Source organism: Alkalihalophilus marmarensis DSM 21297 (assembly GCF_000474275.2).
In the GTDB taxonomy this organism is placed as follows: domain Bacteria; phylum Bacillota; class Bacilli; order Bacillales; family Bacillaceae_D; genus Alkalihalophilus; species Alkalihalophilus marmarensis.
This window is the reverse complement of sequence record NZ_ATAE01000040.1, coordinates 46,997-57,855: the sequence shown is the minus strand read 5'-3', so window position 1 is coordinate 57,855 and position 10,859 is coordinate 46,997. Positions and strand designations below refer to the sequence as shown.

Genomic DNA, 10,859 nt, shown 5'->3' with positions numbered 1-10,859 from the left:
CAAACAGTACTTGTCATCGCCCGAAGCTTTAATAGATCTTGTCGTCTAAATGAATAACAAATTTAAACTCTCGCATCTCGTTGGAATTTTTTATTTTTCTCAACTTTCCCCTTCACTCACCGATACTAATAATAGAAACTTATTAGGGAAGTAGTGATACCAATGGAAAAATACCATGATGTGATGGAGCAGTCGGTGGAGTTAGTTAACACAATGGTAGAGGGAGCCAGTCATCTTCAGCTTCTATTAAATGAAGGCCGATTTGAGAAGGCGATTATTTTGTTTGAAGATATTATGAAGGCGTATGCTGCCATTGAGCGTTCGATTACGCCTGTGGTTGAAGAAGTTGAGGGTGAAGCGATCAGCGCGCAGCTTGGTAAAGTTCGTGAGAGTTTGGAGCTTGTGTTAACTCATTATGAGAAGAAGGAATTCGGACGTGCGAAGGAAGTGGTTCAGTTTAACATGCTTCCTCAGCTGAAAAAAGTGGAAGCGGGGTGTTCAACGGCTTTTTCTAAGTATTTGGTTTCGTAATAGGATAGGAGGGTTTAGATGGATATCGCATTACTTTCAATGGCTCTTAATCAAGGCCAGGTGCAGCAGCAGGCTTCGATGGCTGTGATGAAAAAGGCGATGGGAAATGCCGAGCAGCAAGGTGAAGCGCTGCAGAAGTTAATGAGTTCAGCTGATGCCAGAGCGATTCAGCAAGCAACTCAGCCGCATTTAGGGAGTTCGATTGATTTGAGTTTGTAAGAGTAACCAGAGTGGTTGCTCTTTTCTTTTATAAGGTGGGATGACATATGAATGAAGAAACAAAAGAACAGATTGTGTTTTTGCAGCAGCAGCTAGAGTGGAGCAGGGAGCAAGCTCAATTACTAGAAGCAATTGAGAGAAAGTTAATTGAAATGAGAGAACTGGCAGAGGCTTCACTGGACTCAGGGCTTTCACAATTGGAATGGGAATCTCTTAACGAACAGTTTCAACAGTTGCGAAATGAAGTAATAGAGTTACAAAGGAAAGCTGCTCCTGAGACACTTCATTAATAAGGCTTAACAAATACAAATACATATCCGATATAAAAAGTAACAATGTGCAGTGACGAGGAGTGAAGTGAAATGAGGATGGGTGGTTTAGCCTCGGGTATGGATACCGAGCAAATCATGCGTGACTTAATGCGGGCCGAGCGTATGCCTGTAGATAATATGGTGAAGCAGCGCCAGGTCGTTGAATGGCAGATGGATGCGTACCGCGAAGTGAACCGGAAGTTTAATGAGTTTCGAAATAAAATGGTCGATCAGTTTATTTTAACGAGTGCGAATTTAAGTGCGAAGAGGGCGACAAGTACAAATAGCAGCCTAGTGACGGCTACAGCCAGCCCTAATGCAGGTAACGTCTCGCTGCGGTTATCAAACATTGATAGTCTAGCACGATCGGAGTCAAGGTTCAGCTCCGGTTCGATTACTGAAGGCGCGAAAATTATAACAAATCAGGCAATAAAAGGCCAAATACCAGAAACGTATGTAGATGGTGAATTGACAAAAGATGTATGGAAATCCGGTTTGGCTAAAACAGAAACAATCAGAGTTTCTTCATCTTCCAATACTGTCTCATTTGCTAATGGGAATTCCAATTTAAATACTGATGCAGTTGGTGATACAGTAGTCAAAGTAAATGGGAAAGAGTATAAAACAACTACTGGTGATCCCGGGGCTGATGAAGTAAAAGTTGATTACGGTACAGGGACACTAACATTTGCCAATGGTTTACCAGCTGGAGCCCAAGTATCAGTGACATATATTGAGAATAGTGAGACGGCTAATTATACTACTTCCTCAATCACTACATTTGATCGTGAAGGTAATGCAATAAAAGATACTTTTGTTATCAAAGATTCAGAGACATTAAGTCAAATATTTCAAAAGGTCAATAGATCAAATGTAGGCGTCAGTATGTTTTATGACGAGCATACGGATGGCGTAGCAGCTACAAGAAAAGAAACCGGAATTAATAATAAAAACGGCGGACAAGAGATGATCTTTGGAGAGGGTTTCTTTAAAGATGTATTGAAGCTTAAAGAAAGCTACGAAGTTAATGAAGAAGGTGAAAATGTTCTTACGAATGGGCAAGCAGCCAAAAACGCCGTCTTCACCATAAATGGTATGGAGACACAACGTCAAACTAACACCTTCACCATCGACGGAGTAACCATCACACTCAGAGGTGAAACAGTAGGGAATGAAGAAGTCTCCCTAAACGTCAGCACCGATACAGATAAAGTATTCGACACGATTAAAGGATTCGTTGATCAATACAACGAGCTTCTTGATTTTGTAAATGGCAAGCTGACTGAAGAGCGTTACCGTGATTACAAGCCGCTTACGGATGAAGAGCGTGACGCGATCAGCGAAAAGGAAGCGGAGCGTTGGGATGAACGTGCGCAAAGCGGGATGTTGCGGAATGACCGGATGATCCAAAGTGTAATGGACCGGATGCGTACGGATATTTACGGGATGGTCTCAAATAACCTAGGTTCGGATTATAATCAGCTCTCAGCGATTGGAATAACAACCTCTCGTGATTATAATGACCGCGGGAAACTTGAAATTAATGAAGACCGACTGCGACAAGCAATCGAAAGGGACCCTGCTGGTGTAGCTGCAATCTTTAACTCCGATGGCCCTACATCAGGTGAGAAAGGGATCATCCGCCGCATGCGTGAGACGCTGACAAGCGGGATTGATAGCATTTCAGGCCGTGCTGGGGGAATGGGCGGTAAGGTTGCGAACCATCAGTTCACCTTAGGGCGTGAAATTGAATCAATTAATACCCGAATTACCAATTTCGAACGTCGTCTTCAGCAAGTAGAAGACCGTTACTGGCGCCAGTTTACGGCAATGGAAAAAGCGATGCAGCAAGCGAATGCGCAAGCAGAATCATTATTTGCCCAGTTATATGGAAATCAATAAACCTTTTGTGAAGACCAGTTCATTAGCTGGTCTTCTTTAGCTTAAAGAGGATGGAGGAAGAGGGGGAAGATGACTTAACTTAAGGGATAGTATGCTAAGTATAAAAGAAAGGAGAAAAGAATGAATAAAAAGATTACAATCATAATTATTTTGCAAAGTATCACTTTTTTAGTTTTAATAGGGTGTACGTCTTCTAATAAATCTATAGATAATGCGTCTGTAAATATAGCTGATTTTTATGGAGAATACACATTTGATGAAGTAGCATATATGCACAAATCGTCTGCAATAAGTGAAGAACAATATCAAAATGACTTAAAAGCAGTAACAGAAATTTTCACAGATGTAGAGTTTTCAATAGGAGAGAGTTATTTCTATGAAACTTCAGGAACATTTGGAGAAAATCCATCAGAAGGTTTTGAAATTATCACCCTAAAGGACTACGGTGATAAATATTATGATGACTTAGCCAGAGAAAATCTGGAGAATTTCGAGGGACTGAGTTCTATATTTGACTATGGTGATATTAAAAAAGCATTAGATGTTAACGAAATTGAGCATTATATTATGTATGTAAATGATGGGATATTGTCAAATCCTACGTTTTATATAACAAAAAACAATATATTTGTTGCCAATGAAACTATATCCTTTGGAAAAACAGATGATGCTTTAAAAGGGTATACTCATTATTTATTGAAACTTAAAGAAAATTAATAATGGCTTTATCTGTGCGTTTTAGTATGCTAATTGTAGTGTTAATTACTTTGCTATTTCAATGTTAAATGTAACGCTATTTAACCTATGAATTAACGTTTCCCACCAAAAACTGAGCCCGTTAGTCAATCAGACAGGGTTCTTTTTTATTTTCGGCTGTATCGCAGGGGTGGCAGGAGCTGCGAGTATTTATATCCATTTCCATCCAAATTTCCATGTCAGATAACATGACATATCTGACCAATCCGACAAGATTTTCCTTTATAGTGATAACTGAGAAAGGGGTTAGTCGACATGAACAGAGGAATCGTTTATTTCGTTGGAGCAGGTCCGGGGGATAAGGAGTTACTCACATTAAAGGGACTTCGGGCGTTAAGGGAAGCGGATGTCGTGGTGTATGATCGGTTGGTTAACCCTGTATTGTTAGCGGAAACGAAAGAGAGTGCCAAGCTGATCTATTGCGGGAAACAGCCGTGCAAGCACACACTTCATCAAGAAGATATTCAAAAAGAGCTATTAATTCATGCGCGAAAAGGAAAGAAGGTTGTTCGTCTAAAAGGCGGAGATCCTGCTGTGTTTGGCAGAGTTGGGGAAGAGGCTGAATTGTTAGCCGATAATCATGTCCCTTATGAGATTATACCAGGGATTACAGCTGGTATTGCAGCGACCATGTATGCAGGCGTGCCGATTACACATAGGGAGCATTCCGGATCATTCGCGGTGGTGACCGGACATACGAAAACGAGTGACGGCAAGCCGGATGTGGAGTGGAAGTCGCTTGCTGAAAGCGTTAGTACGATCGTGTTCTATATGGGAGTGAAACATATCCGAACGATTGCAAGTGAGTTAATCAGTAATGGAAAAAAGGCTGATACTCCGGTGATGGTCAGTCAGTGGGGAACTTACAGCCGACAGCAGACAATTACCGGTACATTAGCAACTATTGCAAATCTCGTAGAAGGCCAAATTCAAAATCCAGCGATTATTGTTGTTGGGGAAGTGGTCAAGCTGCGTTTGAAGTTAAATTGGTTTGATAACAGAATGCTTCATGGAAAAGGAATCTTAATGCCAACTTCAACAGTAGAAGAGAAAGAAGCGGCACAGCATCTACGCAAACTAGGAGCAGATGTCTACGAACACCCTAAATTAACTGAATATTCAACCTGTTTAGATAATGAAGTGTTTGAAGATATTGAGCACTATGAGGAAATCGTCTTTTATTCTCCTAAAGCTGTTCAAGCATTTTTAATGGAGATTGGTGAACGTGAAATGGGCTTACGTACTCTGAAGGCTTGTTTTTACGCAAAAGATGATGAGACGAAAACAGCCTTAAGAAATGCAGGGCATCTCGTACAAGATTGGGTGAGCACCCATGAGTGGAAGAGGGCGCTTGTGATTGGCAGTGAGATCGAACTGGATCAATCTTTTCCGCTCCAAGCAACAAAGTGGGTGAATACAGCACAACGCGTGACAAACGGAGAAGTAACGGCCTTATCTCGTTTAATGGAAGAAGGCCATGTGAATACCCTCATAATCACAAACGAGAACGAAGCGCAAAAGCTTATTGCCTTTTTTAAACTGACTGGCCAAAGTACAGCGGAGTGGTCGAATAAGCTTCGTGTAATATGCATGGGGCCTGCAGCAAGTAAACGTCTCGCGGAAATTGGTCTTATCGCAGATCACGTATTAGATGAGAAAAGTACACCAAAGGAGATCACTTTAGCACTAGCAGACAACGTCGTCTTGGCCAAAGGAAGCTGATTAAGCCCTTATAGGGAAAGAAAGGATCGTTTACATGTTCAAAGATACGTTAGAGACGCTGAATGGGATGGCACTTTCAAAGAAGAAACAGCTTGAGGCAAGTCGTTTTCGTTATTTAATTTCTGCTAGTTTAGCGGGTGCCTATGTCGGTCTTGGAATTGTGTTGATTATGTCTGTCGGGGCGCCGCTGGCTGAAATGTCGATGCCAGTGACTTCGCTTGTGATGGGGTTATCCTTTGGCGTCGCTCTTACACTTGTAATCTTTGCGGGAGCGGAACTTTTTACCGGTAATAATATGGTCTACACGGTCAGCACCTTATCGGGTCACACGACGTGGAAAGATACGCTCACGAACTGGTTTTGGTGTTACTTAGGCAATTTTATCGGGGCAATCGCTCTATGTTTGTTAATTTTAGCTTCAGGTATTTTTTCTGGAATTGGCGGGGATCACCTATTGATGACAGCTGCGGCAAACAAGATGAATTTGAGCACGAGTGAGTTATTTTTCCGCGGTATTCTTTGTAACTGGCTCGTCTGTTTAGCGATTTGGACAGCACTTCGCACGAAAAATGACGCTGCTAAGCTGATTTTAATTTTTTGGATGTTGTTTGCATTTATCGCCTCAGGCTATGAGCACAGCATCGCCAATATGACCGTACTCGGGTTAGCGCTTGTTCACCCTCATCCAGAGACGATTACCATCGCTGGATTTGTCCATAATTTAATACCTGTCACGCTTGGAAACATCGTAGGCGGGGCGCTGTTTGTCGGAGCCTTGTATTGGATGATTAATCCGTTGAAGTCAAAAGAGAAAGCAGATCAGAAAGAAGTTGTCGTCAACCAGAAAGTAGCTTCTATTAAATAGATTTTATTAAACAGACCCTGTAAATAGATCTTAAAAAGGAGAGGTTTAGCTTGATGCGAGAGAAACTAGTTCTGATTGGGAATGGGATGGCAGGAATACGAACAATTGAGGAAGTATTGAAGAAAGATCCAGACCGTTTTGATATTACGGTCTTTGGCGAAGAGCCTCATCCAAACTACAACCGCATTATGCTGTCATCTGTGCTGCAAGGGGATGCGAGTGTGGATGATATTGTCTTAAATTCATATGAATGGTATGCGGAAAATCATATCACGCTGCATACAGGAGATTCCGTGAAGAAAGTCGATACGAAAAAGCAAGTCGTTTACAGCGAGAAAGGAATAGTCCAGAGCTATGACAAGTTGATCATGGCAACAGGTTCTAATGCGTTCATGCTGCCGCTGCCGGGTGCGGATAAAGAAGGCGTGATTGCGTTTCGTAATATTAAAGACTGTGAAACGATGATTGAGACGTCGAAAAACTATAAAAGGGCTGTTGTAATCGGCGGGGGCTTGCTTGGACTTGAAGCCGCACGTGGTCTCTTAAACTTAAATATGGAAGTAGACGTCATTCATATCGGTGATTTCCTGATGGAGAGGCAGCTTGATGAGCCAGCGGGACGAATGCTGAAAGAAGAACTCGAAGCGCAAGGGATGAGGTTCCATTTAAAGAAAAATACTGAGCAGATCCTCGGCAGAGATCGTGTAGAGGAGGTGCGGTTTACAGACGGCTCAAGCCTGAAAACAGACCTTGTCGTTATGGCTGTCGGTATCAAGCCGAATATTGAATTAGGGAAGAAAAGCGGCCTTAAGACAGAACGAGCCATTCTCGTTAATGACTATATGCAGACAAGTGCTGAAAATGTATATGCGGTCGGGGAGTGTGCCGAGCACCGCGGAATTGCGTACGGCTTGGTTGCGCCGCTTTATGAACAAGGAAAAGTGCTTGCTGCCCATCTTTGTTCAACAGATGCTGCATCAGAACCAGGCTACAAGGGGTCGATTGTATATACCCAGTTAAAAGTGTCAGGAGTCGATGTGTTCTCAGCAGGGGTATTTCAAGATAATGAGAAAACAAAAGCAATCCGTGTGCATGATGAGTTTGAAGGCATTTATAAGAAGGTCGTCGTTCAAGACAATAAAGTAGTCGGGGCCGTCCTGTTCGGTGATACCGGGGATTCCCCGCGGCTGTTAAATATGATGAGGAGCGGAGAAGACATTTCTCAAATGAGCAAAGTGGCGATTCTGCCGTCTGAGTCTTCCTCGGATTCAAAAGTGAGTCCAGTCGTTGCGATGGCAGACGGAGAAACGATCTGCGGCTGTAACGGCGTCTCAAAAGGTGAGATTTGTACCGCGATTACAGATCTTGGCTTGCAGTCTGTGGAGCAGGTGAAGCAGTGCACAAATGCCGGCAGATCCTGCGGAGGATGTAAGCCGTTGGTTGCTGACCTATTGGAGTTAACGACGGGTGAAGAAGTGGGAAATGTGAAAGAGCCGATGTGCGGCTGTACGGAATATACCCATGAGGAAGTGGTATCTGAGATCCGCGAGCTTGGATTATCTCACCCTCGGGAAGTGATGAATGTACTTGGCTGGGAATCGGATGAAGGCTGTTCGAAGTGTCGTCCGGCGATTAACTATTATCTGCAAATGGTTGATCCGATTAAAAATGCTGATGATCCATCCTCTCGTTTTGTTAATGAGCGTGTTCATGCCAACATCAATCATAATGGGACGTTTACGGTTGTGCCGAGAATGTACGGCGGTGTGACGAATGCCGACCAGCTTCGCAAAATTGCTGATGTGGCAGATAAGTACAGCGTTCCTCTGTTAAAAGTAACAGGAGGGCAGCGCATCGATTTGTTTGGCGTAGAAAAAGAAGATCTGCCAAAAGTGTGGAGTGATCTTGGCATGAGGTCTGGTTCGGCCTATGCGAAAGCTCTTCGTACCGTAAAAACCTGTGTCGGCGAGCAGTTCTGCCGTTTCGGTACGCAGGATTCAATCGGTCTTGGCATTGAGCTTGAGAAGAAATTTGAGTACATCAACACCCCTCATAAAGTGAAAATGGCAGTCTCAGCCTGTCCGAGAAACTGTGCTGAATCAGGCATCAAAGACTTTGGCGTTGTCGGCGTCGAAGGAGCTTGGGAGCTTTTTGTCGGCGGCAATGGCGGGGTCGACCTGCGAGGGGGCGACTTGTTCTGTAAAGTGAAAACGAAAGAGGAGATCATTGATACGATCAGTGCCTTCCTGCAATATTACCGCGAACATGCCCGCTACCTCGAGCGTACCTCTCATTTTGTAGAGCGAGTCGGACTTGATCATATGAAGCAGGTTGTCTTAGAAGATGTTGAAGGGCGAAATGCTTTAATCGAGCGCTTGGAGATTGCTTTATCGACTGGAAAAGATCCGTGGAAAGAAATCGTTGAAAATGAAGAGAAGCAAAAAGAATATCAAAAAACGCATGTGACGATGTCCTAAGGAGGAGACCTATGAGTACAGTAAACAGCGTAAGAAAGGTATTGGTAGCCACAATTCAAGAGCTCTCAGTCGGGATCGGAAAACGAGTGAAGGTAGAAGGCATTGAGCTTGCTTTGTTTAAACAAGAAGACCACACCGTTCATGCGGTCGAGAATAAATGTCCCCATAAAGGAGGGCCCCTTTCAGAAGGGATTGTCAGCGGTGAACATGTCTTTTGCCCGCTGCATGATTGGAAGGTGAACGTCCGCGACGGCCAGGTCCAGGCGCCGGATCAAGGCTGTGTGAACCGATACGACGTGGAGATCGAGGGCGAGCAGGTGTATGTATTTATTGAATAGAAGATGGGAGGAAGCTGACTCTGGTGACAGAGCAGCTTCTTTTTTATGGCAAATGCTTAAACGGGACGCGAAATGTACCGATAAAAAAGAAAAAAGCGTCGTGCCGCGGAGGTGCCTTATGGAGATTCAACATTCAACGTCATCACAGCTTATTGACCTATCTAAGAAATCTGCAAAAACAATCGAGAACACACCAGGTGAGTTGATTCAAAAAGGGATTGAACATGTAAGAGAAGAAAGACGGAATCATTATTCGAAGGATCTGCTGGAGGATCAGGTTGAGAGCATGAATGAGTTGTTAAAGACGAATCAGACGTCGGTGAAATTTAATGTTCATGAAGACTTAGACCGGATGTATGTGCAAGTGGTTGATCTTGAGACAGATGAAGTCGTCAAAGAAATTCCACCTGAACAATTTCTTGATATGGTCGCCTCGATGTTAAAACATGCGGGATTAATTGTCGATCAACGAATTTAGTGTTTAACAATGACGAATAAAAGCCGATATAAATAATGTGAAATCACCACAATGATTGAAGTGGAAAGGGTGACTTGTTATGGCAACAGCAATGCAATCGGCTTACAAACAAAATGCGATGAAAACAGCTTCCCCCGGGGAGTTAACGTTAATGTTATATAATGGCTGCTTGAAATTTATTAAGCAGACACGTCTGGCAATGGAAGAAAATGATTTAGAAAAACGCAATCTGAACTCGACGAAAGCACAAAATATTATTCGTGAGTTAATGGTGACATTAAAAACAGATAATGAAGTCGGGCAGAATATGATGCGGATGTATGATTTTATTTTGAACCGTCTGATCGAAGCAAACGTGAAAAACGATGCCAATGCGTTAACAGAAGCAGAAGGGCTCGTTGTTGAGTTTCGCGATACATGGAAAGAAGTGATCCAGCTTGATCGCAAGCAGCGTCACGGGGCGGGCGGCAAGGCATAATGTCTGTCGTAAAAGAACTGTATATTGCCACACAATCTTTGTATGAGCATGCAAAAAAGCCTCTTCCTAAAGAGGATGATGCAAGGGATCAATTTATTGCGATTATTGATCTCGAGCTTGAGTATCGCGCGGCATTGATTGAGCAAATTGAGCGAGAGAATCTGACAGCTGGTGAAAAGAAGCTTGGAGATGAGCTGATAAAGCTGAATACGAAGCTGAATGCGCGGCTTGAAGTGATCCAAGCGGAGATCCAGGCCAATCTTTCTGAGTTAAAAGTGAAAAAACAGACCCATAAAAAATACGAAAATCCTTACGATGGACCAACAACGGATGGTGTGTTTTTTGATAAACGGGGAGTATAACATGAGCATAAGTTCCTTATTTGGGAGCTTGTGCTTTTTTTGTGGTGAAAAGAGGGGTGCATGCTTGGTATACTAAGAGGAGCAACTGCATAAGCAAGGTGGCGGCTGAACTCCCTTTATGAAAGGGGGTGATGCTTATTACGACATACGAGGCGCTTAGTTTATCGGCACAAATGATTGTTGTGCTCGTTTCGGTACTCGGCTTAGTGATCACGATCGTCGTGGAGTTAAACAAAAAGAAATAGCCACCCTGCCTGCCAGTAAGGTGTGCTATTTCTGTGCAATAACCTGATGGTCAGTCGCTCCATTAGCGACATGTAGTTGCGTTTGCAGGGTGTTTGCCGCACCCTGCTTTTTTCGTTTTGTTCTGTTAGGTCTATTATACAAAAAGATTTGCTTTCTATGCAATAAAAAGCAGCG

At 43.2% G+C, this 10,859-nt stretch carries 12 protein-coding genes; all 12 read left to right on the top strand.

What is annotated here, in order from left to right; translation table 11 throughout:
- Window positions 1–162 precede the first annotated feature (162 nt).
- On the top strand, window positions 163–531 hold the full coding sequence (locus A33I_RS14900) for a DUF8042 domain-containing protein (protein WP_022629137.1): 369 nt from the start codon (window positions 163–165) through the stop codon (window positions 529–531).
- A gap of 18 nt (window positions 532–549) precedes the next feature.
- Window positions 550–750 (top strand): YjfB family protein, encoded by a 201-nt coding sequence (locus A33I_RS14895; protein ID WP_022629136.1) that lies wholly within the window; start codon window positions 550–552, stop codon window positions 748–750.
- 47 nt (window positions 751–797) lie between these two features.
- Window positions 798–1,040 carry a hypothetical protein gene (locus A33I_RS14890; protein ID WP_022629135.1) on the top strand — a complete coding sequence of 81 codons (243 nt, stop codon included), beginning with the start codon at window positions 798–800 and terminating at the stop codon, window positions 1,038–1,040.
- 72 nt (window positions 1,041–1,112) lie between these two features.
- Window positions 1,113–2,963 carry a flagellar filament capping protein FliD gene (gene fliD, locus A33I_RS14885; RefSeq protein ID WP_022629134.1) on the top strand — a complete coding sequence of 617 codons (1,851 nt, stop codon included), beginning with the start codon at window positions 1,113–1,115 and terminating at the stop codon, window positions 2,961–2,963.
- Between the two features lie 120 nt (window positions 2,964–3,083).
- Complete coding sequence (locus A33I_RS14880) at window positions 3,084–3,680, top strand: hypothetical protein (RefSeq protein ID WP_022629133.1); 597 nt, start codon at window positions 3,084–3,086, stop codon at window positions 3,678–3,680.
- Window positions 3,681–3,974: 294 nt separating this feature from the next.
- The gene (gene cobA, locus A33I_RS14875; protein ID WP_022629132.1) at window positions 3,975–5,441 is read left to right on the top strand and encodes a uroporphyrinogen-III C-methyltransferase; all 1,467 of its coding nucleotides are present in this window, start codon (window positions 3,975–3,977) and stop codon (window positions 5,439–5,441) included.
- 34 nt (window positions 5,442–5,475) lie between these two features.
- A complete protein-coding gene (locus tag A33I_RS14870) occupies window positions 5,476–6,306 on the top strand; it encodes a formate/nitrite transporter family protein (protein ID WP_022629131.1) in 831 nt (276 codons plus the stop codon).
- A gap of 53 nt (window positions 6,307–6,359) precedes the next feature.
- Window positions 6,360–8,783 carry a nitrite reductase large subunit NirB gene (nirB, locus tag A33I_RS14865; RefSeq protein ID WP_022629130.1) on the top strand — a complete coding sequence of 808 codons (2,424 nt, stop codon included), beginning with the start codon at window positions 6,360–6,362 and terminating at the stop codon, window positions 8,781–8,783.
- Window positions 8,784–8,794: 11 nt separating this feature from the next.
- On the top strand, window positions 8,795–9,121 hold the full coding sequence (gene nirD, locus A33I_RS14860; RefSeq protein WP_022629129.1) for a nitrite reductase small subunit NirD: 327 nt from the start codon (window positions 8,795–8,797) through the stop codon (window positions 9,119–9,121).
- A 118-nt stretch (window positions 9,122–9,239) separates the two neighbouring features.
- A complete protein-coding gene (locus tag A33I_RS14855) occupies window positions 9,240–9,599 on the top strand; it encodes a flagellar protein FlaG (protein WP_031311698.1) in 360 nt (119 codons plus the stop codon).
- Between the two features lie 79 nt (window positions 9,600–9,678).
- Window positions 9,679–10,077, top strand: coding sequence for a flagellar export chaperone FliS (fliS, locus tag A33I_RS14850; RefSeq protein ID WP_022629127.1), 399 nt, complete (start codon window positions 9,679–9,681; stop codon window positions 10,075–10,077).
- On the top strand, window positions 10,077–10,439 hold the full coding sequence (gene fliT, locus A33I_RS14845; RefSeq protein WP_022629126.1) for a flagellar protein FliT: 363 nt from the start codon (window positions 10,077–10,079) through the stop codon (window positions 10,437–10,439). The genes fliS and fliT overlap by 1 nt, the downstream gene beginning before the upstream one ends.
- The last annotated feature ends 420 nt before the right edge of the window (window positions 10,440–10,859 follow it).

Excerpts from the sequence above, each read along its gene's own strand:
- fliS (WP_022629127.1), top strand. The coding sequence starts at position 9,679 with ATGGCAACAGCAATGCAATCGGCTTACAAACAAAATGCGATGAAAACA.
- A33I_RS14880 (WP_022629133.1), top strand. The coding sequence starts at position 3,084 with ATGAATAAAAAGATTACAATCATAATTATTTTGCAAAGTATCACTTTT.
- nirD (WP_022629129.1), top strand. The coding sequence starts at position 8,795 with ATGAGTACAGTAAACAGCGTAAGAAAGGTATTGGTAGCCACAATTCAA.
- fliT (WP_022629126.1), top strand. The coding sequence starts at position 10,077 with ATGTCTGTCGTAAAAGAACTGTATATTGCCACACAATCTTTGTATGAG.
- A33I_RS14895 (WP_022629136.1), top strand. The coding sequence starts at position 550 with ATGGATATCGCATTACTTTCAATGGCTCTTAATCAAGGCCAGGTGCAG.
- A33I_RS14855 (WP_031311698.1), top strand. The coding sequence starts at position 9,240 with ATGGAGATTCAACATTCAACGTCATCACAGCTTATTGACCTATCTAAG.
- A33I_RS14890 (WP_022629135.1), top strand. The coding sequence starts at position 798 with ATGAATGAAGAAACAAAAGAACAGATTGTGTTTTTGCAGCAGCAGCTA.
- fliD (WP_022629134.1), top strand. The coding sequence starts at position 1,113 with ATGAGGATGGGTGGTTTAGCCTCGGGTATGGATACCGAGCAAATCATG.
- A33I_RS14900 (WP_022629137.1), top strand. The coding sequence starts at position 163 with ATGGAAAAATACCATGATGTGATGGAGCAGTCGGTGGAGTTAGTTAAC.
- nirB (WP_022629130.1), top strand. The coding sequence starts at position 6,360 with ATGCGAGAGAAACTAGTTCTGATTGGGAATGGGATGGCAGGAATACGA.
- cobA (WP_022629132.1), top strand. The coding sequence starts at position 3,975 with ATGAACAGAGGAATCGTTTATTTCGTTGGAGCAGGTCCGGGGGATAAG.
- A33I_RS14870 (WP_022629131.1), top strand. The coding sequence starts at position 5,476 with ATGTTCAAAGATACGTTAGAGACGCTGAATGGGATGGCACTTTCAAAG.